General features: G+C 71.1%; 25 protein-coding genes. 17 read left to right on the top strand and 8 right to left on the bottom strand.

The features are described 5' to 3' along the window. Positions 1-22 precede the first annotated feature (22 nt). The 3 genes from OG870_RS42820 to OG870_RS42810 are packed head-to-tail and all read left to right on the top strand — an operon-like array spanning position 23 to position 2798. A complete protein-coding gene (locus tag OG870_RS42820) occupies positions 23-847 on the top strand; it encodes an IclR family transcriptional regulator (RefSeq protein ID WP_266526469.1) in 825 nt (274 codons plus the stop codon). 44 nt (positions 848-891) lie between these two features. After that, positions 892-1752, top strand: a complete 861-nt coding sequence (locus OG870_RS42815) for a fumarylacetoacetate hydrolase family protein (RefSeq protein WP_266587186.1) — start codon at positions 892-894, stop codon at positions 1750-1752. Between the two features lie 11 nt (positions 1753-1763). Then, a complete protein-coding gene (locus OG870_RS42810; RefSeq protein ID WP_266527642.1) occupies positions 1764-2798 on the top strand; it encodes a zinc-dependent alcohol dehydrogenase in 1035 nt (344 codons plus the stop codon). Between the two features lie 159 nt (positions 2799-2957). Here OG870_RS42810 and OG870_RS42805 read toward each other — a convergent pair whose 3' ends face one another. Further along, positions 2958-4040, bottom strand: coding sequence for a sugar ABC transporter substrate-binding protein (locus OG870_RS42805; RefSeq protein ID WP_405623380.1), 1083 nt, complete (start codon positions 4038-4040; stop codon positions 2958-2960). Then, complete coding sequence (locus OG870_RS42800; RefSeq protein WP_405662784.1) at positions 4037-6427, bottom strand: SpoIIE family protein phosphatase; 2391 nt, start codon at positions 6425-6427, stop codon at positions 4037-4039. Before OG870_RS42800 ends, OG870_RS42805 begins: the two co-directional genes overlap by 4 nt. Before the next feature lie 372 nt (positions 6428-6799). On the opposite strand from OG870_RS42800, the gene OG870_RS42795 reads away from it, so the two are divergent. From OG870_RS42795 to OG870_RS42785, 3 genes are read left to right on the top strand one after another with little or no spacing between them, the layout of a single operon-like run. After that, positions 6800-7888: a sugar ABC transporter substrate-binding protein gene (locus OG870_RS42795; RefSeq protein ID WP_266587184.1), complete on the top strand. Its 1089-nt coding sequence runs from the start codon at positions 6800-6802 to the stop codon at positions 7886-7888. Between the two features lie 37 nt (positions 7889-7925). After that, positions 7926-8708, top strand: coding sequence for an ATP-binding cassette domain-containing protein (locus OG870_RS42790; RefSeq protein ID WP_266587182.1), 783 nt, complete (start codon positions 7926-7928; stop codon positions 8706-8708). Between the two features lie 5 nt (positions 8709-8713). Then, entirely contained in the window at positions 8714-9985 is a 1272-nt protein-coding gene (locus OG870_RS42785) for a sugar ABC transporter permease (RefSeq protein WP_266526477.1), read from the top strand. Between the two features lie 60 nt (positions 9986-10045). On the opposite strand, the gene OG870_RS42780 is transcribed toward OG870_RS42785, so the two are convergent. Continuing rightward, positions 10046-10276: a type A2 lantipeptide gene (locus OG870_RS42780; protein ID WP_266526479.1), complete on the bottom strand. Its 231-nt coding sequence runs from the start codon at positions 10274-10276 to the stop codon at positions 10046-10048. A 176-nt stretch (positions 10277-10452) separates the two neighbouring features. Between OG870_RS42780 and OG870_RS42775 the strand changes: the two genes are divergently transcribed. From OG870_RS42775 to OG870_RS42750, 6 genes are all read left to right on the top strand, one after another. Continuing rightward, entirely contained in the window at positions 10453-10677 is a 225-nt protein-coding gene (locus tag OG870_RS42775; protein WP_266587180.1) for a hypothetical protein, read from the top strand. An 82-nt stretch (positions 10678-10759) separates the two neighbouring features. Continuing rightward, complete coding sequence (locus OG870_RS42770) at positions 10760-11593, top strand: transglutaminase domain-containing protein (protein ID WP_266587178.1); 834 nt, start codon at positions 10760-10762, stop codon at positions 11591-11593. A gap of 109 nt (positions 11594-11702) precedes the next feature. Further along, positions 11703-13889 (top strand): protein kinase domain-containing protein, encoded by a 2187-nt coding sequence (locus OG870_RS42765; RefSeq protein WP_327692071.1) that lies wholly within the window; start codon positions 11703-11705, stop codon positions 13887-13889. A gap of 76 nt (positions 13890-13965) precedes the next feature. Next, positions 13966-15174 (top strand): MFS transporter, encoded by a 1209-nt coding sequence (locus OG870_RS42760; protein WP_405623385.1) that lies wholly within the window; start codon positions 13966-13968, stop codon positions 15172-15174. 93 nt (positions 15175-15267) lie between these two features. Then, complete coding sequence (locus OG870_RS42755) at positions 15268-15564, top strand: zinc-ribbon domain-containing protein (protein ID WP_266526487.1); 297 nt, start codon at positions 15268-15270, stop codon at positions 15562-15564. A 47-nt stretch (positions 15565-15611) separates the two neighbouring features. Further along, entirely contained in the window at positions 15612-16352 is a 741-nt protein-coding gene (locus OG870_RS42750) for a maleylpyruvate isomerase family mycothiol-dependent enzyme (protein WP_266526493.1), read from the top strand. Here the strand turns inward: OG870_RS42750 and OG870_RS42745 are convergent. Next, a complete protein-coding gene (locus OG870_RS42745; RefSeq protein ID WP_266526495.1) occupies positions 16339-16731 on the bottom strand; it encodes a MarR family winged helix-turn-helix transcriptional regulator in 393 nt (130 codons plus the stop codon). The two genes, OG870_RS42750 and OG870_RS42745, sit on opposite strands and share 14 nt — an antisense overlap. Positions 16732-16816: 85 nt before the next feature. Between OG870_RS42745 and OG870_RS42740 the strand changes: the two genes are divergently transcribed. Both OG870_RS42740 and OG870_RS42735 read left to right on the top strand, forming a co-directional pair. Then, positions 16817-18292, top strand: coding sequence for an MFS transporter (locus tag OG870_RS42740; RefSeq protein ID WP_266587141.1), 1476 nt, complete (start codon positions 16817-16819; stop codon positions 18290-18292). Between the two features lie 72 nt (positions 18293-18364). Then, positions 18365-18649, top strand: a complete 285-nt coding sequence (locus tag OG870_RS42735) for a DUF6332 family protein (RefSeq protein ID WP_266587139.1) — start codon at positions 18365-18367, stop codon at positions 18647-18649. On the opposite strand, the gene OG870_RS42730 is transcribed toward OG870_RS42735, so the two are convergent. The 3 genes from OG870_RS42730 to OG870_RS42720 all read right to left on the bottom strand — a co-directional run bounded on the left by OG870_RS42730 (position 18610) and on the right by OG870_RS42720 (position 21308). Then, positions 18610-19275, bottom strand: a complete 666-nt coding sequence (locus OG870_RS42730; RefSeq protein ID WP_266526505.1) for a response regulator transcription factor — start codon at positions 19273-19275, stop codon at positions 18610-18612. The genes OG870_RS42735 and OG870_RS42730 overlap by 40 nt on opposite strands. Then, entirely contained in the window at positions 19272-20507 is a 1236-nt protein-coding gene (locus OG870_RS42725) for a sensor histidine kinase (protein ID WP_266587137.1), read from the bottom strand. The genes OG870_RS42730 and OG870_RS42725 overlap by 4 nt, the downstream gene beginning before the upstream one ends. A 114-nt stretch (positions 20508-20621) precedes the next feature. After that, positions 20622-21308, bottom strand: coding sequence for a TetR/AcrR family transcriptional regulator (locus tag OG870_RS42720; protein WP_266587135.1), 687 nt, complete (start codon positions 21306-21308; stop codon positions 20622-20624). 169 nt (positions 21309-21477) lie between these two features. Between OG870_RS42720 and OG870_RS42715 the strand changes: the two genes are divergently transcribed. Further along, the gene (locus OG870_RS42715; protein WP_266587133.1) at positions 21478-21927 is read left to right on the top strand and encodes a nitroreductase family deazaflavin-dependent oxidoreductase; all 450 of its coding nucleotides are present in this window, start codon (positions 21478-21480) and stop codon (positions 21925-21927) included. On the opposite strand, the gene OG870_RS42710 is transcribed toward OG870_RS42715, so the two are convergent. Beyond that, a complete protein-coding gene (locus OG870_RS42710; RefSeq protein WP_266587131.1) occupies positions 21917-23260 on the bottom strand; it encodes a geranylgeranyl reductase family protein in 1344 nt (447 codons plus the stop codon). The two genes, OG870_RS42715 and OG870_RS42710, sit on opposite strands and share 11 nt — an antisense overlap. A 133-nt stretch (positions 23261-23393) precedes the next feature. On the opposite strand from OG870_RS42710, the gene OG870_RS42705 reads away from it, so the two are divergent. Both OG870_RS42705 and OG870_RS42695 read left to right on the top strand, forming a co-directional pair. Then, a complete protein-coding gene (locus tag OG870_RS42705) occupies positions 23394-24749 on the top strand; it encodes a dipeptidase (RefSeq protein ID WP_327692070.1) in 1356 nt (451 codons plus the stop codon). A gap of 480 nt (positions 24750-25229) precedes the next feature. Next, on the top strand, positions 25230-26285 hold the full coding sequence (locus OG870_RS42695; protein ID WP_327692069.1) for a protein kinase family protein: 1056 nt from the start codon (positions 25230-25232) through the stop codon (positions 26283-26285). Positions 26286-26382 lie beyond the last annotated feature (97 nt).

The following is a 26382-nucleotide window of genomic DNA, read 5'->3' as shown; positions in this document are numbered from 1 at the left end:
GCGGTCTACAGTTTGGAACACCATGGAGCATACGCAGACGTACGACGGATCGACAGCCCCCGGCGAGGCCGGCGGCCCGGGCGCCGACAGCGGCCGGCTCGTGGGCTCGGACCGGGTGCTCGCGGTCCTCAAAGAGCTCGCGCGATATGCGGACGGGGTGGGGCTGGAGGAGCTGACCCGCGTGATCGGCAGTCCGAAGCCGACCGTGCACCGGGCGCTGGGCGCCCTGCGCCGGGCCGGCCTGGCCGCCCAGGACACCCGCGGCCGCTATGTCCTGGGGGACGAGTTCCTGCGTATGGCCTTCGCCCATCACGAGGTCCGGCCCGATCACGTCCGCGTCCGCCCGGTGCTTGAGGCTCTGGCGCACCGGTTCGGCGAGACCGCGCACTACGCGGTTCTCGACGGCCGTGAGGTCGTCTACCGCGCCAAGGTCGATCCGCCCACCGGTGCCGTCCGTCTGACCTCGGCGATCGGCGGGCGCAACCCCGCCCACGCCACCGCGGTCGGAAAGCTGCTGCTCGCACGGCAGTTGGGCTCGCCGGACGAGGTCGCGGCGTGGATCGGCGACCGCCCTCCGGAGCGTCGCACGCCAGGCACCCTGTGCACGGCCGCCGACCTGCACCGTGAGCTGGGGGCCACCCGCGAGCGGGGCTACGGCGTCGACGCCCAGGAGAACGAGACCGGGGTCAACTGCCTTGCCCTGCCTGTGTACTTGACCTCGCCGACGACGCCCTCCGGGGCCGTGAGTGTCAGCGCGCTGGCCTACCGGACACCCTTGGCGACCCTGGTCGACGCGCTCGCCGAGATCCGCGGCCTCCTCGGCCCGCTCGGCGAGCCGCACCGCTGAAGACCCGTCCGCCCCCCATCGATCCGACCCTGGAGACAGACCTCGTGTACCTCATGCGTATGGGCGCGCCCGGCGCCGAGAAGCCCGTTGCCCGTATCGACGACGAGACCTACGTCGACCTCTCCGATGTCGTCACGGACTTCGACGAGGCGTTCTTCGGGTCGGGCGGCATCGACCGCGTCCGCCCCGTCGTGGCCGAGCGGGTGGCGGCGGGACAGGTGTCCCGCTTCGCCGGAGAGCGCGTCGGCGCCCCGATCGCCCGCCCCCACCAGATCCTGTGCATCGGGCTCAACTACCGTGACCACGCGGCCGAGAGCGGCATGGCCGTGCCCGACGAGCCGATCCTGTTCACCAAGTCACCCAACACCCTGGTCGGCCCGTACGACGACGTGCGCATTCCTCGCGGCTCCACGAAGACCGACTGGGAGGTGGAGCTCGGCATCGTGATCGGCAGGCGTACCGGCTACCTCGATTCGGTGGAGGAGGCCCGCGACGCCATCGCCGGGTACGTCGTCGTCAACGACGTCAGCGAGCGCGCCTTCCAGCTGGAGCGCGGCGGCCAGTGGGCAAAGGGCAAGTCGGCCGAGACCTTCAACCCCGCCGGTCCCTGGCTCGCCACCGCCGACGAGATCGACGACGTCCTCGCACTGGACATGTGGCTGGACGTCAACGGGGTCCGCCGGCAGACCGGCAGCACCAAGACGATGGTCTTCGACCCGTACGTCATCGTGCACCACCTCAGCCAGTTCCTCGTCCTGGAGCCCGGCGACCTGATCAACACGGGCACTCCGCCCGGCGTCGGCATGGGCCTCACCCCGCCCGTGTATCTCCAGCCGGGCGACGTGATGGAACTGGGCATCAGGCACCTCGGCTCACAGCGCCAGCACGTGCTCGGACCCCGGTGAGTCCTCGCACGATGCGTGCCTTCGTGCTGACCGGCCCCCGTGCGTACGCGGTCCAGGACGTGCCGGCGCCGACGGCCGGCCCCGGCGAAGCCGTCGTGGACGTCGAGCGGGTCGGCGTCTGCGGAACCGACGTCGAGTTCTTCACCGGCGCGATGGCGTATCTCCACCACGGTCACGCCGCCTACCCGATGCGCCTGGGCCACGAGTGGGCCGGACGCGTGGCGGCGGTCGGTGCCGGTGTCGACCCCGCGTGGATCGGCCGCCGTGTCATGGGCGACACGATGCTCGGCTGCGGCGACTGCCGCCGCTGCCGGCGCGGCCGTCAGCATGTGTGCGACAAACGGCAGGAGGTCGGCGTACGGGGAGACCGGCCCGGCGCTCTGGCCGAGCAACTGGCCGTCCCGGTCTCCTCGTTGCACAACCTGCCCGATGCGGTGGACGCCTCACTCGGTGCCCTGGTGGAGCCGGGCGGCAACGCCCTGCGGGCCGCACGCGCCACGGCGGCAGGCTCCGGCGACCGGGTGCTGGTACTCGGGCCGGGGACGATCGGGCTGCTGGTCGCGATGTTCCTGCGGGCCGCCGGTGCGGAGGTCCACCTGATGGGCCGCACCGGCGACTCCCCGACGTTCGTCCGCGGTCTCGGCTTCAGCCACGTGTGGCCGGAGGGCTCGGTTCCCGATCTGCCCTTCGACGCGGTCGTCGACGCCTCGAACGCCGCCCATCTGCCGGACCTCGCCCTGGAGTTGGTCGAACCGGGCGGTCGGCTCGTGTACATCGGGCTGGCCGGCGATCCCAGCCGGATCGACACCCGCACGCTCGCCCTCAAGGACGTGACCGCGGTGGGCGTCCTGTCCGCCTCCCCCGGGCTCGATGCCACCATCCGGGCCTATGCGGAGGGCCTCGTCGATCCGCGACCGCTTGTCGCCGCCACCGTGAGCCTCGACGAGGTCGGCCCCGTACTCGCCGGCGAACGCCCGCCCGGCGCCGGGCCGGGCCCCAAGATCCATGTGGCCCCGCGAATCGGTCGAGCGCGGACGGCTCCATGACTGCCGCAGGGAATCTGCGACGAGGTCCGACCCCGACACCGGTGAGCCATGAGATGTGAGCCGTGAGCCGACGGGTCAGGAGCGGCAGTCCGAAGCGGGCCCCGGCGCGCACGCGAGCCGCCGCACCCTCATGGACAAGATCCAGCAGCGGCGCTGTCGCTACGGCGCGAGCCCGGCCTTCTCACAGGCGTGCCGGTACTCCCGGGTGCAGATCTCGTCGACCGTGTACACGCCGCCGTCGACGAGGATCCGCCTGACGTCCCGGACCGTCACGGCGCTCGGGGTGAGCAGGATCGACGGGATGTCCCGGGTGGTGGGGCTGTCGGTCGTCGTCTCGGCGACCTTCCCGAGATCGTCGCCGCGGCCCAGCGTGACGGCCATGGCCGCGGCCGCCGCGGCCTCCGTCCCGAACCGCTTGTACACCGTCATGTACTGCTCTCCCGCGACGATGCGCTGTACGGCGTCGAGGTCGGCGTCCTGACCGGTGACCGGGGGAAGCTGCCTGACGCCCGCGCGCTTGAGAGCCGAGATGGCTCCCCCGGCTATCTCGTCGTTGGCCGCCAGGACCCCGCCGATCCGGTCGGGGCCCAGGGCCGCGATGGCGGCGGACATGTCGGCGTGGGCGTTGTCCGCGCTCCAGCCCTGCGTGTCGTACGACCTGCCGATCTTCACCTTGCCCGCGATGACGGACATCGCGCCCCTTCTGTACCAGGCCGCGTTGGGGCTGGTCGGATCGCCGTTCAGCATGACGATCTGCTCACCGGCCGCCTTCTCCCCCATGGCCTTCAGGAGTGCGCGCCCCTGGAGCCTTCCGACCTGCCCGCCGTCGAAACTGACGTAGCCGGAGACCGGGCCCTGCGCGAGCCGGTCGTACGCGACGACCGGTACGCCCGCCCGGTGGGCCTCCTGGGTCGAGGAGCGCAGGGCCTTGGTGTCGGTGGCATCGAGGATCAGGACCTTGACCCCCTTGGTGATCATGGAGGTCACCTGTTGCCGCTGTCTGTCGGCGTCGTCCTCCGCGTTGGCGTACTCCATCGTGCAGCGCGGGCACAGCTCCTTGAGCCGTTTCTCGATCAGCGGCTTGTCGGAGTGCTCCCAGCGCGGGACCGTTCGGCTCGGCAGGAGCAGGCCGACGGCGAAGCTGTCCGTGCCCGCGTTGCCGTCTTTGCCGCAGGAGACCTGGGACATCATCATGAGTGCCGCGACGAGTGCCGCGACGGCTTGCCACCCACGGGCCCTCACGGCAGGCTCCCCCGGGCCGGAGGGGACTCGGGTTCGGCGGGTGCCGGCTCTCGCGGCGGTACGGCGATCTCGCTCCACACCTGCTTGCCACCGGCCACCGGCATAGAGCCGAAGCTCTCCGACATCGCCTCGACCAGCAGCAGCCCCCGGCCGCCGGTCGACTCCCAGTCCACGATCACCGGCTTGGCGGGCGCGCGCGGTGAGGAGTCGCTGACGCAGACGCGCACCCGGTCCCCGCGCAGCATGAGATCGAGGCGGACGGCGCCCTGCGTGTGCACCAGGGCGTTGGTGACCAGTTCGGACACGACCAGCATCACCGCGTCGGCGACGTCCTCGGCCTTCCAGTGACGCAGCGTGCGCGCGGTGAAGCGGCGGGCGTGCATGACGGCGTCGGGCAGCCGCCACACCACCCAGCCGGCCCGGATCGGCCGAGTCCGCATGCCGTCGTAGCGCAGCAGCAACAGCGCCACGTCGTCCTCGCGGCGGCCGACGTCACCGAGCAGCCGGTCGGCCATGCGCCCCAGATCGGCCGGATCGGCGGCGGCGAGCGCCGTGCGGGTCTGCTGCATGCCCTCGTCGATGGACAGGTCGGCGGCCTCCACCAGACCGTCGGTGAGCAGGGCGAGCACCGTGCCGGGGGTCAGCTCGACCGCGGTCATGGGGAACTCGGCCTCCTCCATAATGCCCAGGGGGAGCCCGCCCTCGACCTCTATCTCCTCCGTACTGCCGTCGGGGTGGCGCACCAGGGGTGCGAGGTGCCCGGCCCTCACGAACAGGGTGTTGCCCTGCTCCAGGTCCAGTTCGGCATAGCAGCAGGTGGCGAAGAGATCGGTCTCCATGCCGACGAGGAGGCGGTTGGCGTGCGCGACGACCACGTCGGGCGGGTGCCCCTCCACCGCGTACGCCCTGACCGCCGTACGCATCTGGCCCATGATGGTCGCCGCTCCCGCGCTGTGCCCCTGCACATCGCCGATGACCAGCGCCACCCGGTCCTCGGACAGGGCGATGACGTCGTACCAGTCGCCGCCCACCTGAAGGCCTCGCCGGGCGGGCAGATAGCGGGCCACGGCCGTCCCGCCGGGCAGTTCGGGCAGGCGCCGGGGCAGCAGGCTGCGCTGCAGCATCGTCGCGAGTTCCTGCTCGGCGTCATGCTCGTGCGCGCCCTTGAGGGCCTGTCCGACGAGCGCCGCGGTGGCGGTCAGCAGGGACCGCTCCTCGGGGACGAACTCGTGCGGCCGGTCCCAGCCGATCAGGCACAGGCCGGCGACGCGTCCCCTGGCGGGCAGCGGCAGGACGGCCAGGCCTCCGCCGCCGATGCCCGCGAGTCCGGGTTCAAAGGCCGTGCCGGCGGGCCACAGATCCAAACGCCCGTCACGCAGGGCCAGTTGAAGGGTGGGCAGGGCGCTGATCGGTGCTTCGGGCCATTCCGTACGCCACTGGGCACGCCAGCTCTCCGGCCAGGCGTCGGGCTGCGGCGGGTCGAGCACGGTGACCATGAGCCGGTCGCCCTGCAGCTCGGCGAGCGCCACCCGGTCGGCGCCCAACGGCTCACGCAGCGCGGTGACCACCACACGGCTGACGTCACGGACCGTCGTGGCGTCGTCGAGGGCGGCGGTCAGCCACTGGATGCGGGAGACGTCGTCGGCGCTCCGGCGCAGGACGGACGTCGGCGTCACCACGCCCAGCACCTGCTCGGGGCGGTCGTCGGTGCTCGCCACGACGCGGCAGCTCAGACTCAGCCAGCGCATCTCACCCGTGGGACCGCGGACCCGGAACTCCAGCTGCCGTCGGCCGAACGCCTGGGGTGCCGGTTCCAGGACCGACACCAGTGCGTGCATGTCCTCGGGAAGGGCGTGCGCGAGCAGGGTGTCCGCCTTGCCGTCGAAGTCGGCCGGTGAGATGCCGACGAGGCCGAGCAGGGTTTCGTCCGCCTCGATCAGGCCGGTGTCCGGCACCAGGACGAAGGAGCCGACGCGCAGACTCCGCAGGGCGGGCTCCAGTACCGCCGACGGCCCGGGGGCGTCGGCGTCGGCCACGAGCATGCGGGTGACCGCGTCGGCGTACCGCTCCAGGAAGCGCCGTTGCTCGGGCTCGAAGCCGTCGGCGGACGTCCCCACGACGACCAGGCAGCCCTGCCGTCTCCCCTCCGGCCCGAGGGGCAGGACGCCGAGCGGCGCCTGCGTGCCCGGTAGCGGCCCGCCCTCGGAGGAGGCGTGCTCGCCGGGATCGAGCCACAGGGGCCGGTCGGTGCGGACGGAGCAGGCGGCGGGTGACTCCCCGGACAGCGGCAGCCGCTCGGGCAGCCGTTGGTCGGAAGGGGCCCAACAGGCCGTCTCCGCAAGTCGAAGCTCCTGCCGGCCGGCCTCGGGCACATAGACGGCCGCCATGGCCGCTCCGGCGAAGGCCAGAGCCCGTTCGCCCGCTGCCGCTCCCGGCACCGGACGCGGTGCATCGGTGTCTGCGGCATCAGCCGCGGATACCCGCAGCTGAGAGACTCCGGCCCAGGCACGGCCGTCGTGAGGCATGTCGGCAGCTACCTCCCGTCCGTGCCGCTGACGCGGCTGAGAGATCGGGCAACCCACACCAGAATCGCATATGCGGGCGAACCACACCGGGTGTCCGGCGGACACAGTCGTATCAGCGACCGCCGCCGCGCTCGCAGATCGCCGTGGCCGGTGCCAGACTGACGGCGGGTCGTCCTGCCATCACCATGCGGCACGTCCCAGGTGGATCTCCATTCCGGAGGGAGGTCTCCGACATTGAAGGCCTGTATACGGGGCGCGACCCTCGCCTTGACCGCGGTCTCGACGGCCGTTGCTCTGTCGGCCTGCGGGTCGAGCCCCGGGAACGACCCCGACGGGACGGGCACACCGAAGATCGCCCTGCTGCTCCCGGACGCCACCACGGCTCGGTGGGAGTCGGAGGACAGGCCCCGGATGGAGAAGAAGATCATGCAGCTGTGCAGGGACTGCACGATCGAGAACGCCAACGCGAAGGGCGATGTGGCGATCCAGAAGGAACAGATGGACTCGATGATCACCAAGGGCGTGGACGCCATCGTGCTCGTGGCGGTGGACGCCAGATCCCTCGGCCCGTCGGTCACGAAGGCGGCCGAGGCGGACATCCCGGTGATCGCCTACGACCGGCTCTCCCAAGGCCCGATCTCGGGTTACGTCTCCTTCGACGGCGAGGAGGTCGGTCGGCTGCAGGGCAGGGCGCTGCTGAAGGCCATGCACGGCAGCGGGCCGAGCCCCCAGATCGTCATGATGAACGGGGATCCCAGCGATCCCAACGCGGTGTCGTTCAGGAAGGGCGCGCTGTCCGTGCTCTCGGGGCGCGTGAGGATCGGCAAGGCGTACGACACGCTTCAGTGGAGGCCGGAGAACGCGAACGTGAACATGTCCGGGGCCATCGCCGCCCTCGGCGCCGGCTCCATCCAGGGGGTCTACGCCGCCAACGACGGCCTCGCCGGGGGCAGCATCTCCGCCCTCAAGTCGAACAAGGTCGAACCGCTGCCCCCGGTCACCGGGCAGGACGCCGAGCTCGCGGCCGTACGGCGCATCGTCGCCGGCGACCAGTACATGACCGTCTACAAGCCCTTCGGCCCCGAGGCCTCTTCGGGCGGCGCCATGGCCGTGGCCGCGGCCCGCCGCACGGGTCTCGACGAGGTCGGCAAGGACAAGGTGAGGACCAGCGGCGGGAAGTCGGTGCCGGCGGTCCTGCTCACGCCCGTGCCCGTGACCGCCTCCACCATCAAGGACACCTTGGTGAAGGACGGCTTCTACACCGTCCAGCAGATCTGCGTCGCCCCACTCGAGGCGGACTGCACCAGGCTGGGTCTGACCTGACGATCCCGTTCCGCCCGAGTCCCGGCCTGGGAAGGAGATGGTTTCCGTGCCGGATCCCCCCTTGCTGGCGCTGCGCGGCGTGTGCAGACGCTTCGGCGCCGTCGAGGTCCTCAAGGACGTCGAGCTGGAAATCCACGCCGGCCAGGTCGTCGCGCTGCTCGGCGACAACGGGGCCGGCAAGTCCACCCTCGTCAAGGTGATCTCCGGCGTCGCGCCCGCGGACCGGGGCGTCATCGAGTGGGAGGGCCGGTCGGTGCACATCAGGCGTCCGCACGACGCCCGGGACCTCGGTATCGCCACCGTCCACCAGGATCTCGCGCTGTGCGGGAACCTCGACGTCGTCGGCAATCTCTTCCTCGGCCGGGAGATCCGCAGGTTCGGGTTCCTCGACGAGATGGAGATGGAGAGCCGCACCATGGTTCTGCTGAAGCGGCTCACCAAGAGCGTCCCGGACCTGCGGGCCCCCCTTGTCACCCTGTCCAGCGGTCAGCGGCAGACGGTGGCCATCGCACGTTCGCTCCTCGGCGACCCCCGGGTCCTCCTCCTGGACGAACCGACCGCGGCGCTGGGCTTCGAGCAGACCACCGAGGTTCTGGACCTCGTCGACACGCTGCGTGACCGCGGTATGGGGGTACTGCTGATCAGCCACAACATGGGGGACGTCAAGGCGCTCGCGGACCGGGCCGCCGTGCTGCGGCTCGGTCGCAACAACGGCTTCTTCAACGTGAACACCGCGTCCCAGGAACAGATCATCTCCTCCATCACCGGCGCCACTGAGAACGTGCCGCGCCGGCCGGCGTCCCAGGAGGTGGGGTGGTGACAGGGATGCGCCGCACTGCGGACAACACGCGGGCGGACGGCGCCGCACCGGTCGACGAGGCCCGCCCGAAACAGCGTGGGCAGGCCGCCGCCCTCGTCCTGAGGAGCTGGGGTGTCTCCCTCCGGCGCAGGTACCGCGCCGGTGAGCTGGGCTCACTCCCCGTCGTCCTCGTGCTCGCCACGGTCTGGATCATCTTCCAGTCCCTCAACCCGAACTTCCTCTCGCCGCGCAACCTGTCCAATCTGAGTGTGGACATCGTGGGTACGGGTCTGATCGCGGTCGGCATCGTCTTCGTGCTGCTGCTCGGTGATCTCGACCTGTCGGTCGGCTCGATCAGCGGCTTCGCCGCGGCCGTCTTCGCCGTTCTGAACGTGAACCACGGTGTGCCCGAATGGCTCGCTGTCATCGTCGCGGTGCTCGTGGGCACCGCTACGGGTGCCGTCCAGGGCTTCTCGTGCGCCAAGGCCCGGGTGCCGGTGTTCGTCGTCACGCTCGCGGGGCTGCTCACCTGGAACGGCCTCATGCTCTACGTCCTCGGCACCAGCGGCACCATCAACCTGGACGAGGACGGGCTGGTCGCCAAGCTGACCAGCTACTACTTCACCAACCACGCTGTCGCATACGGCCTGGCGGCGGTCTGCGCGGGCATCGTCTTCCTGATCATGTACCAGAACAGACGGCGCCGTCTGGCCGTCGGCATGCCGCACCGTTCGCTGCGGGACATCGGGGTGCGCACGGGCGGACTCGCGGTGATCGCGTTCACCTCGGCCTATCTGCTCAACCGGTTCCAGGGTCTGCCGCTCGCCCTGCTGATCTTCCTCGTGGTGGTGGCGGGCCTCGACATCATCCTGCGCCACACGCACTACGGCCGACAGGTCTACGCACTTGGCGGCGGCGTCGAGGCCGCACGCCGCGCCAGCCTCAACGTGACGGCCATCCAGACCGCGGTGCTCGCGGTGTCGGGGACGATGGCCGCGATCGGCGGCCTGTTCCTGGCCTCACGCATCACATCGGTGAGCCAGAGTTCGGGATCGGGTGTCCTGCTGCTGAACGCCATCGCGGCGGCCGTCATCGGTGGCACCAGCCTGTTCGGAGGACGGGGCACGACCTGGTCGGCGGTGCTCGGCATGCTGGTCATCCAGTCGATCTCCTCCGGCATGTCGATCACGGACACCCCCACGGCCATCCAGTTCGTCATCACGGGCGGGGTGCTCTTCGCCGCCGTGGTCATCGACGCGCTGGCGCGACGCTCGCAGGAGACCCACGGCCGGGCCTGACGCGAAACGTCCGTGGGCCCCGGATCGGTCGATCCGGGGCCCACGGACGAGCAGATGTCGTCAGGCAGACAGAGGCGTCTGCAGGCTCGCACCCGCGGTCAGGCCCTGCAGGGACCCGCCGGCCACGAGGCCTCCGGCGATGTCACCGAGCGGCGTCTGGAGGGAGAGACCACCGGAGCCGCCGGCCGCGAGGCCGCCGACCGGGAGGTCGCCGAGCCCGAGACCGCCGGAGACGTTCTCCATCTCGGCGTCGGACATCTCGGTCGTCTCGACCTGGGAGGCAAGGTTCATCACGCGCGATTCCTTTCGAGTAACCACTTCGGAATGGCAGAGTTCGCCCGATCCTCAAAAAGGAGAACCTCTCCCGCGACCTGCACCACGCGCAGGATCAAAGCACGCCCGCAATCGGTCGGCCAACTGTCCGGCGCTTGGCCGGTACACCTGGCGAAAGGGGCCTTCACCTGCGTGTGAGTGCGGTGACCGCACATACCGACACCCTTCACACAGCCTGCCGCCCCGCTGCACGCGCAACCATTGCCACCGATTTCCGGGCGCACGTTTTTCCGGCAAATTCGCCGGACGTCGGCAAATTCGTGACGGCTTTTCAGGTTCCCTGCGACCTGCCCGTGAACGGTGTGCAGGTTCACCGGATGTTCGGCACCCGCGGCCCCCGCACCACCCAGCAGAGTTGAACACGTTCAGTTTTTCCGCCAAGATGCCCCCCGGATGCCCTGTGCGATCCGTCGCGGAGCACTGGACGAGAGGACCACGGTCATGACGAGCTCACTGCTCATGCCACGAGGCCGTCGCCACGTCAGCACGACCGGCGCGGGACGAGGGGCGGGACCAGAGGCGGGACCGGCGGCGGGGAGCACGGCCCCGACGCGGATCCTCGACTGGCAGCATCCGCTTGTCACCTCGCTGCTGCGGCAGACCGACATGGCGGACGACTCGGCGGCCGGCCCGGTGGCCGCCACGGAGCCCGCCCGCAGGATCGCGGCCCTGCGCCGGGCCCACCGACGGATCGCCTCGACCGTCCGGCCGGTGTACTCGGTACAGGACGAGCGCCCCGTGTCCGCGGTGCTTCGCCACGGCCGCGGCTCGTGCAGTCAGCGGCTGGCCGTACTGGAGTCCGTGGCGCGGGCGTCCGGGGTGGCCACGCGGGTGCGCGGCCTGCTGGTGGACGGGGCGTTCTGGTATCCGCGCTTCCCCCGGCTGCACCGGATCGTCCCGGACCAGGTGCTGCTGGCCTGGCCGGAATTCCGCCTCGACGGGCTGTCGCCCGGCGCGCATCCCACCGCGCCCTGGCTGCCGGTCTCGGAACTCTTCGGCAGGCTCGACGAGTTGAGCGACCGTGAGGGAGGTGGCTTCACCAATGCCGGCGCGGAGACGCTCTTCGACGCGCTGTCCCGGACGGCGATCGACTGGGACGGTGCGACGCTCTGCCCGGCCACCGGCGCCGCATGCGACCTCTCGGCCCATGTCCTGGCGGACCTGGGCCACTTCGACTCACGTGACGAACTCTTCGCACAGCACGGCCAGACGCTCTGCCGGACGGCGAGAATGCTGGCCGAGCCGGTCCTGGGGCGTCGCTCGGCGGGCGCCTGACAACCAGCAGTCCACCGCGCCCCTTCACCTGGGTGTGGGCCCGGACCGACGCTAGAGTGAGCGGTTCATGCCAGAAGAATCCGGGACCGGCGCCGGTGAAGGAGTTGCGGTGACTTTGGGCGAGGAGGATCCGCGGTCCGTCGGCGGCTACCGGATCGAATCGCGGATCGGCATCGGCGGCATGGGCGTCGTCTACCTCGGCAGATCGGCATCCGGACGGACCGTGGCCGTCAAGGTCGTCCACACGAGGTACGCGGACAACGCCGAGTTCCGGGCCAGGTTCCGGCAGGAGATCGCGGCCGCGCGCCAGGTCAGCGGTGCGTTCACCGCACCGGTCGTGGACGCCGACCCGGACGCGGATCGGCCGTGGATGGCGACCGCGTACGTTCCCGGTCACACCCTCGCCGAACGGGTCGCCCAGACGGGTGCGCTGGACTGGCCCGCCCTGCGCCGGCTCGGCACCGAACTCGCCGAGGCGCTGCGGGAGATCCATCGCGCGCAGGTCGTGCACCGGGATCTCAAGCCCAGCAATGTGCTGCTGCTGGAGGGCGAGGGCGAGGGCGACAACGGGGCGGTGCGCGTCATCGACTTCGGCATCTCCCGCGCGGCCAGCAGCGATGTCCGGACCCAGACCGGCCTGGTGATGGGCTCACCGCCTTTCATGGCACCGGAGCAGTTCAGCCGCCCGCGCGAGGTCGGACCCGCCGTAGACGTCTTCTCCCTGGGCGCCGTGCTCGTCTACGCGGCCACCGGGCGCAGCCCGTTCGAGGCGGAGAACGCCTATCTCGCCGCGTACAACACCGTGCACAGCGAGCCCGACCTGGGCGAACTGCCGAAGCCACTGCGCCCGTTGGTGTCCGCCTGCCTGGCGAAGGAGCCTGCGGACCGGCCCACATCGGGCGAGGTGCTGGACGCCCTGGCGGCGCTCCCGGAAGAAGTGCCCGGTCAGGAGGCCGACGCGGAGCCGGCCCGGGTCACCTCGGCCCCGGTCCGGGGGACCGTGCCCCGGCCGTCCGAGAGGACCGAAAGGACTGAGTGGGTCGAACGGGTCGAACCCGAGCGGCGCAGGAGGACGAAGCTGTGGGCCGCCGTCGCCGTCGCCGCCCTCCTCGGCGTGGCCGGCGCGAGCGCGGCGGCAGTGATCGGCGGCGCCCCGGCAAGCACCGCCGGCGGGGTCGGCCGGGCGGACACCCGGACGGCGTCCCGTGGTTCGGTGCCGCCGGGCTGGAAGCCGTGGCGCAACGCGCTGGAGATGGACAAGGGCGATCCGATGGCCATGTCGCAGGCCTGCGCACCGGACGCTCTCGGCGTCTTCTGCTCCTCCGCACGGACCGCGCTGATCCGGCTGAGTGCCACGACGGGCCGGACGGCGTGGACGAAGCCCATGAGCAAGAAGCGGGTCAGCAGCTTCTCCGTGAGCCGGCCCGCCGTCCACGACGGCGTGGTGCACGTCCGCAGTGCCGATCGGTCGGAGGGAGTGGACACCTTCGACGCCCGTACCGGCAGGCGGCTGTGGCGTCTGGACGGTCCGGTCGGCGAGTTCTCGTATCTGAGCGGCGTGCTGCTCGTCCGGCTGGACAAGCTCGGGCCCTCCGGCAGCCCACGCTATGCGGCCTACGAGGCGCGCACGGGCCAGGAGTTGTGGCAGCGCGAGCTGACCTCCCGCTCACCCAGCCCGTTCTACGAGGGGCCGGAGCGGACGCTCTACGCCGACCTGCGCAGCGACTCCGGCCGGATCGCCCGCCTCGACGCGCGCACGGGCCGAACCCTGAGCACGGTCAAGGCACCCACGGGCGTTCTGTGGCTGGCCACGGTCCACGACGGCACGGCGTACTACGCACGCTGGGAGAAGGACACCGGGGAGTCCGCCGCCTTCTTCATCCAGGATCTCAGCAGCGGGAAGACCCGTCGTATCGACTTTCCCTGGAGCGTCGAGCCGGAGGCGCCACCGCTCGTGCACGGCGACACGATGTACATCTTCGACTACGGCAACGAGACCCTGCTCGCCCTCGATCTCAAACGCGGCAAACCGCTGTGGACCAGTTCGCGCGAGCTGCGCGTCTTCAGCGAACCCTCCCTCCACGACGGCCGGTTGTACGTCAACCTGCCGGACACGAGCATCCTCGCTCTCGACCCGCGCACGGGCAGGGAGATCGGACGCACCACCCCGTCCTTCGACACCGAGGGCCGCTCCTTCGAGGAGCTCACACCGAGCTCGGAGCCGCCGCTGCTGGTGGGCACGGTGCTGTACGGGATAAGCGGTCCGGGGATCTTCTCGGTGGCCGACGTCCACTGACCGATACGGAACCCGGCCCGCCGGGACGAACCCCGGCCCCCTTGCCTCGGCCGCACCCGCCTCCTAGCCTGATTTTGTGCCGCAAATAAACAAATCCCGATCGCACAATGTCGTGCCGGGCAACCGCACTACCGACCTCACCCGGCTCCGCACAGCCCTGACCGTGTTCTTCGCCCTCGACGGCTTCATCTTCGCCGGCTGGGTCGTCCGCATCCCCGCGATCAAGCAGCAGACCGGGGCCTCCGCCAGCACCCTCGGTCTCGCCCTGCTCGGCGTCTCCGCCGGCGCCGTCGTCACGATGATGTTCATCGGCCGTCTGTGCCGCCGCTACGGCAGCCACCCGGTCACCGTGATCTGCGGCATCCTGCTCTCCCTCAGCGTCGCCCTGCCCCCGCTCGCCCACTCGGCGCCGGCCCTCGGCGCCGGCCTGCTGGTCTTCGGCGCCGCCTACGGAGGAATAAACGTCGCGTTCAACAGCGCGGCGGTCGACCTGGTCAGAGCCCTGCAACGGCCCATCATGCCCAGTTTCCACGCCGCCTTCAGCCTCGGCGGCATGATCGGCGCCGGCCTCGGCGGCCTGATCGCCGGGTCCCTGTCCCCCACACGCCACCTGCTCGGCCTCACCGTGATCGGGCTGCTCGTCACGGCCCTGACGGGCCGGGTCCTGCTGCGCATCCAGCCCCCAGAGCCACCCGAGAGCTCACCGGCGGACGAATCCGCACCCCGCCGCCTGGACACCCGTACCCGCGGTCTCGTCGTCACCTTCGGCCTGATCGCCCTGTGCACGGCCTACGGCGAGGGAGCCCTGGCCGACTGGAGCGCCCTGCACCTGGAACAGGACCTCCACGCCACACCCGGCGCGGCGGCGGTCGGCTACTCCAGCTTCGCGCTCGCCATGACCGTCGGCCGGCTCACCGGCACCCGGCTGCTCGAACGCCTGGGCCGGACCCGCACCCTGGTCCACGGCGGCACCACGGCCGCGGTCGGCATGCTCCTCGGCGCGCTCGCTCCCTCCCTGTGGGCAGCGCTCCTCGGCTTCGTCGTCACCGGGCTCGGCCTCGCCAACCTCTTCCCCGTCGCCGTCGAACGCGCCGGCACGCTGGCCGGGCCCGACGGTGTCGCGATCGCGTCCACCCTCGGCTACGGCGGCATGCTCCTGGGGCCACCCGCCATCGGTTTCATGGCGGACTGGTTCTCGCTCCCCGCCGCCCTCACCAGCGTTGCGGCGCTCGCGGCCACGGCAGCCGCCATCGGCCTCGTCACCAGACGTGCGGCAGAACGCTGACTCCGCCCGGCAGCCCATGCCGTTCCTGGGAGAGGATTGCGGTCGGCGTCCTCCATCCGGCGCCGGGCACTGACCCAGGAAAGGGCCGACCTCGTGATCGTCTTTGGCACCAAGGGATACCTGTACCAGCTCGCGATACTGACGCTGGTGTGCGGCAGTTGCGGCACTCCCGCCGCGCACACGCTCAGGAAGCGCGTCACGAAGTTCACCCTGTTCTTCGTGCCGCTGTTCCCCATCTCCACGAAGTACGCGACGCAGTGCACCTTCTGCGGCGCGGAGCAGAAGGTCGCGAAGGAGCAGGCCGAGCAGTTGCAGGCGCAGGCCGCGGGCCTTGCCGGCGGTCAGTCGTACGGGCAGCCGCAGCAGCCGCACCAGCACCCCGGAGTCTGATCGGTCGCTGCCGGATGCCGATGTCGCGCATCCGGCACACTCATCCCATGGAGACAGCCCAGTTCTTGGAGATCCTGGACCGTGAGGGGCAGCTTTTCTGCCTCGCGGCCGAGGCGGCGGGGACCGACGCCGAGGTGCCGACGTGCCCTCCGTGGCAGGTGCGTGATCTGGTGCGGCACACCGGGATGGTGCACCGCTGGGCGGCCGCGTTCGTGGCCGAGGGACACACCTCGTACCACCCCGACGGCGGGCTGCCCGACCTGGACGGCGACGAGCTGCTCGCCTGGTTCCGCGCAGGGCACCGACACCTCGTCGACACCCTCTCCAGCGCCCCGCCCGACCTACGGTGCTGGCACTTCCTGCCCGCGCCCTCCCCGCTCGCGTTCTGGGCACGCCGGCAGGCGCACGAGACCACGGTGCACCGGATCGACGCGGAGAGTGCGAGGGGCGGCGCCCAGGCCGAGATCGCCCCCGCCTTCGCGGCGGACGGCATCGACGAGCTGCTGTGCGGCTTCCACGCCCGCAGCCGGAGCAAGGTCCGCAGCGACGAGGCCCGAGTGCTGCGGGTGCGGGCGACGGATGCGGACGACGCGGTGTGGACCGTACGACTGTCCCAGGAGCCGCCCGTGACCGCACGGGACGCGGCGGGGGACGCCGACTGCGAAGTGGCCGGGCCCGCCGGGCAGTTGTATCTCGCGCTGTGGAACCGGCTGCCGTTCCCGGAGGTCACCGGGGACGCCGCCGTCGCCGCGCTGTGGCGCGAGAAGTCGGCCGTCACCTGGAGCTGAGGTCACCCGCCAGCATTTTCGTCAGCACCGCGCGCTGCACCGGCAGCACCTCGCCGTGCAGCGTGCGCCCCCTCGCGGTGAGGGCCACGCGGACGCCCCGCCGGTCCTCCGGGCACATGGCACGCTCGACGAGGTCGTCCTTCTCCAGCCGGGCGACCAGCCGCGACAGCGCACTCTGGCTCAGATGGACCCGCTCGGAGATCTCCTGCACGCGATAGCCGCAGGCTTCGCCGGACAGGACGTCCAGCACCTCGAAGTCGCTGGCGCACAGGCCGTGTTGATGCAGTTCACGGTCCAGTTCGCACTGGGTGCGCGCATGCAGCGCCAGGATGTCCCGCCACTGGTCCACGAGCTCCTGCTCGGCCCTCTTCGCCGCCATGGCCGCACCGTAGCAGAGAAGCGAATTCATTGCATCAGAATTAAATGTATGTGCATTCGATGCATGCACATGTAGTGTCGACGGCATGACCTCTCCGCTCACCACTCCCACGACCGAGGGACGCTGGACCCCCCGGCTGTGGGGCACCCTGCTGGTGCTCTGCGCCGCGATGTTCCTGGACGCGCTCGACGTGTCGATGGTCGGCGTCGCGCTGCCGTCCATCGGCACCGACCTCGACCTGTCCACCTCGACCCTGCAGTGGATCGTCAGCGGCTACATCCTGGGATACGGCGGCCTGTTGCTGCTCGGCGGACGCACCGCCGACCTGCTCGGCAGGCGCCAGGTCTTCCTGATCGCCCTGGGCGTGTTCGCGCTCGCCTCACTGCTCGGCGGGCTCGTCGACTCGGGTCCGCTGCTGATCGCCAGCCGCTTCATCAAGGGCCTGAGCGCGGCCTTCACCGCGCCCGCCGGCCTGTCCATCATCACCACGACCTTCGCCGAGGGCCCGCTGCGCAACCGCGCCCTGTCCATCTACACCACCTGCGCGGCCACCGGCTTCTCGATGGGCCTGGTGCTCTCCGGCCTGCTCACCGAGGCCAGTTGGCGCCTGACCATGCTGCTGCCCGCGCCCATCGCCCTGATCGCCCTGGTGGCGGGCCTGAGACTGCTGCCGCGCAGCGAGCGCGAGAAGGACCACAACGGCTACGACATCCCCGGCGCCGTCCTCGGCACCGCGTCGATGCTGCTGCTCGTCTTCACCGTCGTACAGGCGCCCCAGGCCGGCTGGGCGTCGGCCCGCACGCTGCTGTCCTTCCTGGCCGTCGCCGTCCTGCTCACCGTGTTCGTCCTGGTCGAGCGGCGCTCGCCCGGTCCGCTGATCCGGCTGGGCGTACTGCGCTCCGGCAGCCAGATCCGCGCCCAGCTCGGCGCGATGGCCTTCTTCGGGTCCTACGTCGGCTTCCAGTTCCTGGTCACGCTGTACATGCAGTCGCTGCTGGGCTGGTCGGCGCTGCACACGGCGCTCGCCTTCCTGCCGGCGGGCGCACTGGTGGCGGTGTCCTCCACGAAGGTCGGCTCGATCGTCGACCGGTTCGGCACCCAGCGGCTGATCGCGGCGGGCTTCGCGCTGATGGTCGTCGGATACGCGCTGTTCCTGCGCGTGAGCCTCGACCCGACCTACGCCGCCGTCATCCTGCCGTCGATGCTCCTGATCGGCGCGGCCTGCGCGCTGGTCTTCCCCTCGCTCAACATCCAGGCCACGAACGGGGTCGAGGACCACGAGCAGGGCATGGTCTCCGGCCTGCTCAACACCTCGGTGCAGGTGGGCGGCGCGATCTTCCTGGCCGTCGTGACGGCCGTGGTCACCGCGGGAGCGCCCGAACACGCCACCCCGCAGGCCGTGTTGGACAGCTACCGGCCCGGTCTGGTGGTGGTCACGGGCATCGCGGTCGCCGGTTTGCTGATCACACTCACGGGCGTGCGTACCCGTCGCCCTCAGCAGTCCGTCACGGTCGCCAAGTCCACCGTGGTGGAGGCGGAGCGCGTATCCGTACGCGACTAGGGGGCGCCTCTGCGTCGTGCGCCCGGCGGGGCCCGCTTGCTCCGCCGGGCGCACGGCTGTGAAACTCCGGGTATGACCGAACACGGGGGACGGCGCAGTCAGGCCGAGCGGGACGCGATCACCGTCGAGATCGGATACGCGCTGTGCAGCGCGGTGTTCGCGGTGGCGGTCGTCTTCGGGGCGGTCGCCGGTCCGGCGCTGCTCTTCGACCTGCCGCAAGGCGTCGAGACGGTGCTGCTGCGTACCGGTCTCGTGCTCGCCCCCGTGCTGTTCCTCGCCCGGGTGGTCAGTGTGCTGGTCCGTTTCCGGCGGCCGACTCAGCCCAGCCAGCCCGGCCGCACCAGCCCCGACTCGTAGGCGAGAACGACCAGTTGGGCCCTGTCCCGGGCGCCGAGCTTGACCATCGTGCGGCTGACGTGGGTCTTCGCCGTGAGGGGGCTCACGACCAGACGGCGGGCGATCTCGTCGTTGGACAGACCGATGCCGACCAGGGCCATCACCTCCCGTTCCCGCTCGGTGAGTTCGCCGAGAGCTCCTTTTGCCGCCGGCTCCTTGGAGCGGGCCGCGAACTCCGCGATCAGGCGACGGGTCACACCGGGCGAGAGCAGCGCGTCGCCGTCCACCACCGCCCTTACGGCGCGCAGGAGTTCGTCCGGTTCGGTGTCCTTGACCAGGAAGCCGGAGGCGCCGGAGCGGATCGCCTCGAAGACGTACTCGTCGAGCTCGAAGGTGGTGAGCATGACCACCTTGACGCCTCGCAGCGCCTCGTCGTCGATGATCCGGCGGGTCGCCCCCAGCCCGTCCAGCACCGGCATGCGGATGTCCATCAGGACGATGTCGGGGCGCAGTTCACGCACCTTGCCCAGCGCCTCCTCACCGTCGGAGGCCTCCCCGGCCACCTCGATGTCGGGCTGTGCGTCGAGCAGTGCCTTGAAGCCGGCCCGCACCAGTGACTGGTCATCGGCGAGCAGTACACGGATCACCGGTCGTCCTCCTCGGCCTTCACCTTCAACGGCAGTACGGCGAGCACCCGGAAGCCGCCGTCCGTGCGCGGGCCCGCCTCGATCGTGCCACCCAGCGCGGCGGCCCGCTCCCGCATTCCGGCCAGACCGTTGCCGCTGCCGCCCGCGTCGGCGCCGGTCGCGGGCCCGTCGTCGTCGACGCACAGCCGCAGCGTCCGTCGGTCGTGGTCGACGTGCACGCGCGCGTGGCGCGAGACCGAGTGCCGCACCACGTTGGTGAGGGCCTCCTGGACGATGCGGAAGGCGGCCAGGTCGGTGCCGGGCGCGAGCCGGGGCGGCTCGCCTTCGACGTCCACCGTCAGCCCCGCGCTCGCCGCCTGCTCCACCAGATCGGGCAGCCGGTCGAGGCCCGGCGCCGGAGCTCGCGGCGCCTCTCCGGGCGCGCGGAGCGTGTCGAGGACCTGGCGGACCTCGCCCAGCGCCTCCTTGCTGGCGGCCTTGATGGTGGTGAGCGCGGTGCGTGCCTGCTCGGGGTCGGTGTCGAGGAGCGCGAGGCCGACGCCCGCCTGGACGTTGATCACCGAGATGCTGTGCGCGAGGACGTCGTGCAGTTCACGGGCGATCCGCAGCCGCTCCTCGTCGGCCCGCCGGCGCGCGGCCTGCGCCCGCTCGGCCCGTTCCCGGCCCCACTGCTCGCGCCGGGCCCGGGACAGTTCCGCCAGGGCCACGATCGCCACCACCCAGGCGGCGATCACGCCTTCCGGCGCCCAGGAGGCCGCCGAGTCCCCGGACGGCGGCAGCCAGCGGTACAGCCAGTGGCCCACCAGCACATGCCCGACCCAGAGCATCCCCACCGCGGCCCAGGCCGCCCGCCGATGTCCCGCGACCACGGCGCAGAAGCAGGCCAGTGCGACGGTCAGGAAGACCGGCCCGTACGGGTAACCCGCGCCCAGGTAGACCATCGCGGCCGCCGCCGTACCGAACACGACGGCCACCGGATACCGCAGTCGCCACAGCAGCAGCACCGAGCCCACCAGCAGCAGTGCGCGCGCGAAGGGGTCCAGGGCGGCCCTCTCCCCCGCCTGCTGGTGTGCCGCGTAGTTGGATCCGACGAGCACGAAGAACGTGAGCAGCACGGTGGAACGCCATGGCCACCGGGTCGACTGCTGTTCGTCGACCCAGCGGTTCAGCCCCGGCGGCCCGTGCCGCCACCAGTGAGGCGGGCCGATCCCGCTTGCTCGCTGCTCGTCCATGCCCGCCACGCTAGACGTCATCGGGCCTGGTGGACGTCAGCCGGGCGGGGTGACCAGGAGTACTCCGAGGGAAGTACGCGGGACGCCCGTTCTCACCTCAGCCCCACTCGGCGCTCACCTCAGCCCCACTCCCCGGGCGAGCTGCACGACCGCGTACCGGAAGAACTTCTCCCGGTCCTCGACGACGCGGTTGAACTGTCCGAACAGCTCGAAGCCGACCAGCCCGAACAACTGGGCCCAGGCCGCGACCAGGGCCGTCGACACCTCCGGCGGGAGGTCGGGGGCGATGTCGGCGCTGAGGCGCTCGGCCTCGGGGCGCAGTTCGGCGGGGAGCGGGGGGAAGGTCACGCCCGGGCCCCTGACGGCGTCGCGCAGGATGCCGATCAGCACGAGGCCGACACGGGACGCGGCCGGGATGGTGGTGTCGGGGGCGACGTAGCCGGGGACCGGAGAGCCGTAGATCAGGGCGTATTCGTGGGGGTGCGCGAGGGCCCAGGCACGCACGGCTTCGCAGACGGCGGTCCAGCGTGGGGTGGGGGCGGCGTCGGAGGCGGCGTCGCGCGCCGTCTCCGCGGCCTCGCCGACGGAGTCGTAGGCGTCGATGATGAGTGCCGTCAGGAGGTCGTCGCGGCTCGGGAAGTAGCGGTAGAGCGCGGAGGAGACCATGCCGAGCTCGCGGGCGACGGCGCGCAGCGAGAGTTTGGCGGCACCCTCGGCGGCGAGCTGTCTGCGTGCCTCGTCCTTGATGGCGGCGGTGACCTCGATCCTGGCTCGGGCGCGGGCGCTGTGTGCGGTGCTCATGGGAGCAGTCTCCCATGAAGCGAGAGCAGTGCACACAAAGGAGAGCAGCGAACAAAAAAGTGAGCACTGCTCTTGCTATGGATCACGGATCCGGTGCAGAATCTGCAGCAAGCGAGAGCAGCGCTCACAAAAGAGAGCGGCGCTCTTCACCTGACCGATGGGGGTCCTCATGTCCACTCACGTCCAGAAGCCCGGCTGGTTCACCGTCAACGTGTTCAACCGCGCCGTGGCATGGATGACCCGCCGCGGCCTCAGCGTCTGGGGCTCCAGGGTTCTGGCGGTCCGCGGCCGCAAGAGCGGCGAGTGGCGGACCACCCCCGTGAACCTGCTGACCGTGGACGGACAGCAGTACCTGGTCGCGCCGCGCGGCCACGTCCAGTGGACGCACAACATGCGGGCGGCGGGCGGCGGTGAGCTGCGGCTCGGTAAGAACGTGGACGTGTTCACCGCGACCGAGGTCGGCGACGACGACAAGGTCCCGCTGCTGCGGGCCTACCTCAAGCGCTGGAAGGCCGAGGTCGGGGTCTTCTTCAACGGGGTCGGCCCCGACTCGCCGGACACCGAGCTGCGGCGCATCGCACCCGACCACCCCGTCTTCCGCGTCAACGTCAGGAGCTGACCTCGCCGCCCGCCGAAGGCTCGTCGCCCACCGCGGACTCGCCACCCACTGCGGACTCGTCGCCCACCGGGGACTCGCTGGACACCGGAGACTCTCCGCCCAGCGGGGACTCGCCGCCCACCGGCCGACGCCGGTCGAGCGCGGTCAGTGCGCGCTGGGCCATGGGGTGGGTGCGCACGAGTTCGGCGAGGGACGTCGCCCCCCGTGTGATGTCCCTGAACGCGTTCCAGGCGGGCCGGAACCCGGTGAGTGCCGCGTGGAACAGGCCGGGACGGCGCTCGAACGCCGTGAGCATAGCCTTGCCGACGCTCATCTCGACGCCGAGCCCCGCCTTGATCGCGAACGCGTAGTTCAGTGCCTGGCGCCGGGTGTCCACCGCGTCGTGCGCCTCGGCGATCCGCACCGCCCACTCCCCCGCGAGCCGCCCCGAGCGCAGCGCGAACGAGATGCCCTCACGGGTCCACGGCTCCAGCAGACCCGCCGCGTCCCCGCACACCAGCACCCGGCCGCGCGACAGGGGCGAGTCGTCGGCCCGGCACCGGGTCAAGTGGCCGGAGGAGATGCTCGGTTCGAAGCCGGCGAGACCGAGCCGCCCGATGAACTCCTCGAAGTACCGCTTCGTCGCCGCGCCTTCACCGCGCGCCGAGATCACACCGACCGTGAGAGTGTCGCCCTTGGGGAAGACCCAGCCGTAGCTGCCGGGCATCGGCCCCCAGTCGATGAGCACCCGCCCCCGCCAGTCCTCGGCGACCGTCTCCGGTACCGGGATCTCCGCCTCCAGGCCGAGATCCACCTGGTCGAGCTTCACCCCGACGTGCGCTCCTATGCGGCTGGCGCTGCCGTCGGCGCCCACCACGGCCCGCGCGAGCAGCGTCTCGCCGCCCTGCAGGAACACGGCGACGGTACGCCGGTCCGGCACCGCCGACCCGTGCTGCTCGACGCGCTGCACGGTGACGCCCGTCCGCAGCTCGGCGCCCGCCTTCTGCGCGTGCTCGACGAGCTGCTGGTCGAACTCGGGCCGGTTGATCAGTCCGAACAGCATCTGCCGGGAGCGCCGGGTCCGCGTGAAGCGGCCGTTGTTCGAGAACGTCACCGCGTGCACCCGGTCCCGCAGCGGCAGCTCGAAGCCGGGCGGCAGGGAGTCGCGCGAGGGGCCGATGATCCCGCCGCCGCACGTCTTGTAGCGCGGCAGCTCCGCCTTCTCCAGCAGCAGCACGCTGCGCCCCGCGACCGCCGCCGCGTAGGCAGCCGAGGCCCCCGCGGGTCCCGCGCCCACCACGACGACGTCCCACACCCGCTGCACGTCGTCCGCCGAAGAGTTCTCGCCGCTCACGATGGTCCGCTGCTCCGATCAAGCTGCCTGCCGCACCTGTCCCCCGCATCCTACGGTCGGACATCACCGCAGGCCGCTGTGGGAGGATCCCGATATCCACGTGTACAACGTCGCACCCACAAGGAGCGTGCCCATGTCGTCGAATCCGGTCGCCGAGACCGTCGCCTCGCTGATACCGAGGGCGAAGGCGGAGCTCGCCGAACTGGTGGCCTTCAAGTCGGTGGCGGACTTCGACCAGTTCCCGAAGAGCGAGAGCGAGGGCGCCGCGAACTGGGTCGCCGACGCCCTGCGCACCGAGGGCTTCCAGGACGTGGCCCTCCTCGACACCCCCGACGGCACCCAGTCCGTCTACGGCTACCTGCCCGGCCCCGAGGGCGCCAGGACCGTCCTGCTCTACGCCCACTACGACGTGCAGCCGCCGCTGGACGAGGCCGCCTGGACCAGCCCGCCGTTCGAGCTGACCGAGCGTGACGGCCGCTGGTACGGGCGCGGTGCCGCCGACTGCAAGGGCGGCGTGATCATGCACCTGCTCGCGCTGCGCGCCCTCAAGGCCAACGGCGGCGTGCCCGTGCACATCAAGGTCATCGCCGAGGGCTCGGAGGAGATGGGCACGGGCGGCCTGGAGCGGTACGCCGAGGAGCACCCCGATCTCCTGACGGCCGACACGATCGTCATCGGCGACGCGGGCAACTTCCGCGTCGGACTGCCGACGGTCACCTCCACCCTGCGCGGCATGACCCTCGTCCGCGTGCAGATCGACACCCTCGAAGGCAACCTGCACTCCGGCCAGTTCGGCGGCGCCGCCCCGGACGCGCTGGCGGCGCTGATCCGGGTCCTCGACTCGCTGCGCGCGGAGGACGGCTCGACGACGGTCGACGGCCTCGCCCCCGAAAGCCGGTGGGATGGCCTGCAGTACGACGAGGAGCAGTTCCGCCGGGACGCCAAGGTGCTGGACGGCGTCCAGCTGATCGGCTCGGGCTCGGTAGCCGACCGGATCTGGGCGCGTCCGGCCGTCACCGTCCTCGGCATCGACTGCCCGCCCGTCGTGGGCGCCACCCCGTCCGTGCAGGCAGGCGCACGCGCGCTGGTCAGCCTGCGGGTGCCGCCGGGCGTGGACGCGGTCGAGGCGACCAAGCTGCTGCAGGCCCACCTGGAGACCCGCACGCCGTGGGGCGCCCGGGTGAGCGTCGAGCAGGTCGGGCAGGGCCAGGCGTTCAGCGCCGACACCACCAGCCCGGCGTACGCGGCCATGGCCGAGGCGATGGCGGTCGCCTACCCCGGCCAGGAGATGCAGTACGCGGGCCAGGGCGGCTCCATCCCGCTGTGCAACACCCTCGCCTCCCTCTACCCGCAGGCGGAGATCCTCCTCATCGGCCTGAGCGAGCCGGAGGCCCAGATCCACGCGGTGAACGAGAGCGTCTCACCCGACGAACTGGAGCGGCTGTCGGTGGCCGAGGCGCTGTTCCTGCGCAACTACGCGGCGAACTGACCGCCCAGCTGCGCCAATTGATCATGAGCTAATCGGCGACGCCTTCCCGTCTGCGATCGATCTGCTCTCGGTCTGCTCCGGTCTGCTTCCGGCAGAGGGCCCTCGTCTTCGGACGGGGGTCCTTCTACGGTCGCCTCTTCAACGTCATCGAACTGGGCCGGCGAACTCGCCGCGCTGGCCGGCGCCGAGGTGCTGGCTTACCACCTCGACGCACCCGTGGTCAGCGATGAAGTCCCGGGCCCGCCACCGGAGTTCGAGGATTGGGAGCGCCCGATCCACGCGGAGGCCCCCCGACGGCCGGGTGCTGCCGGGCGTGTTCAACCTCGACCGCGCACAGCTGTCCGCCTCGTTCCACCCGCTCGCGGAGCTCGACTCCGACGTGGCGTGCTTCGGTCACGGCGATCCGGTGATCGGGCACGCCACGACGGCACTTCGCCGATCGGCAGACACACACCCGCTCGCACCCTGACCATGGAGGTCATGTCCTCCGCCACGCGCCGCACCGCCCACGCAGACCTCGCCACCTCCCTGGCGCTCTTGAGCGACCGCGAGCTGGCGGACCTGGTGGAGTCGGCGGTGCCCCTCGGTGTCGGGATCGGTGGGCGTTCGGCGGTGGTCGAAGTGGAGGGACGCCGGGTGTTCGTGAAACGGGTGCCGCTCACGGACGTCGAGCTGGCGCACGAGAACGCGCAGTCCACGGGGAACTTCTTCGGGCTGCCGCCGAGCTGCCACTACGGCACCGGGCGCAGTCCGAGCTTCGGCGCCTGGCGCGAGCTGGCCGTGCACACGATGACGACGAACTGGGTGCTGGCCGACCGTTTCCCGGGCTTCCCGTTGATGCATCACTGGCGCGTCCTGCCGGACTCCGTACAGCCACTCCCCGAGGAACTGGCCGACGTGGAGCGAGTGGTGGGCCACTGGAGCGGTTCCCGTCAGGTTCGTGAACGCCTTGAGGCCCTGCGGAAGGCCTCCGCGAGCCTCACCCTGTTCCTTGAGTACTTTCCGCACACCCTCCACGACTGGCTCGACACCCAGGTGCGCACGGCCGAATCCGACCGGGTCTGCACGCGGGTGGACGAGTGGCTGGGGACCCTGAGCGCCTTCCTCCACGATCACGAACTTGCCCATTTCGACGCCCACTTCCAGAACGTCCTCACCGACGGCGAGGACTTCTACCTCACCGACCACGGCCTCGCACTCAGCTCCCGGTTCCGGCTCACCCGGCAGGAGCGCGCCTTCTTCGACCGGCACCGCGACTACGACCTCGTCTATTCCCGGGCCCACCTGGTGAACTGGCTCGTGACCGCTCTGTACCGGTACGACCGGCAGGAGCGTGAGGCCTTCGTACGGGCCTGCGCGATCGGGGCACACACGGACGGCATCCCCGGGACCGCCGCCGCGATCATCGCCCGTGACGCGCCCCTCACCGCCGTTCTCAACGGCTTCTTCGACCGGCTGCGCAAGGACAACAGCCTCACCCCCTACCCGTACGAGGAACTGCGCCTCGCCTACAACAGCTCAACGCCCTCCGCGTAGTGGCGGACGACCGGGCTCCCACCCGCCCCGGTGTGATGAGGACGAGGGCGGCGCCGGTGTCGGCGGGGGCGGAGTCCAGGGCGTTTACACCGCGGGG

The organism is Streptomyces sp. NBC_00461, from assembly GCF_036013935.1.
Lineage (GTDB): Bacteria > Actinomycetota > Actinomycetes > Streptomycetales > Streptomycetaceae > Streptomyces.
This window is presented reverse-complemented; position numbering and strand designations above follow the sequence as displayed.

Bases quoted from the DNA above. Each gene is read 5' to 3' on its own strand.
- OG870_RS42725 (WP_266587137.1), bottom strand. From the start codon at position 20,507: ATGGACGAGCAGCGAGCAAGCGGGATCGGCCCGCCTCACTGGTGGCGG.
- OG870_RS42745 (WP_266526495.1), bottom strand. From the start codon at position 16,731: ATGGCGGCGAAGAGGGCCGAGCAGGAGCTCGTGGACCAGTGGCGGGAC.
- OG870_RS42790 (WP_266587182.1), top strand. From the start codon at position 7,926: ATGGTTTCCGTGCCGGATCCCCCCTTGCTGGCGCTGCGCGGCGTGTGC.
- OG870_RS42780 (WP_266526479.1), bottom strand. From the start codon at position 10,276: ATGAACCTTGCCTCCCAGGTCGAGACGACCGAGATGTCCGACGCCGAG.
- OG870_RS42785 (WP_266526477.1), top strand. From the start codon at position 8,714: ATGCGCCGCACTGCGGACAACACGCGGGCGGACGGCGCCGCACCGGTC.
- OG870_RS42750 (WP_266526493.1), top strand. From the start codon at position 15,612: ATGGAGACAGCCCAGTTCTTGGAGATCCTGGACCGTGAGGGGCAGCTT.
- OG870_RS42810 (WP_266527642.1), top strand. From the start codon at position 1,764: ATGCGTGCCTTCGTGCTGACCGGCCCCCGTGCGTACGCGGTCCAGGAC.
- OG870_RS42735 (WP_266587139.1), top strand. From the start codon at position 18,365: ATGACCGAACACGGGGGACGGCGCAGTCAGGCCGAGCGGGACGCGATC.
- OG870_RS42770 (WP_266587178.1), top strand. From the start codon at position 10,760: ATGACGAGCTCACTGCTCATGCCACGAGGCCGTCGCCACGTCAGCACG.
- OG870_RS42695 (WP_327692069.1), top strand. From the start codon at position 25,230: ATGTCCTCCGCCACGCGCCGCACCGCCCACGCAGACCTCGCCACCTCC.
- OG870_RS42740 (WP_266587141.1), top strand. From the start codon at position 16,817: ATGACCTCTCCGCTCACCACTCCCACGACCGAGGGACGCTGGACCCCC.
- OG870_RS42800 (WP_405662784.1), bottom strand. From the start codon at position 6,427: ATGGCGGCCGTCTATGTGCCCGAGGCCGGCCGGCAGGAGCTTCGACTT.
- OG870_RS42715 (WP_266587133.1), top strand. From the start codon at position 21,478: ATGTCCACTCACGTCCAGAAGCCCGGCTGGTTCACCGTCAACGTGTTC.
- OG870_RS42720 (WP_266587135.1), bottom strand. From the start codon at position 21,308: ATGAGCACCGCACACAGCGCCCGCGCCCGAGCCAGGATCGAGGTCACC.
- OG870_RS42705 (WP_327692070.1), top strand. From the start codon at position 23,394: ATGTCGTCGAATCCGGTCGCCGAGACCGTCGCCTCGCTGATACCGAGG.
- OG870_RS42820 (WP_266526469.1), top strand. From the start codon at position 23: ATGGAGCATACGCAGACGTACGACGGATCGACAGCCCCCGGCGAGGCC.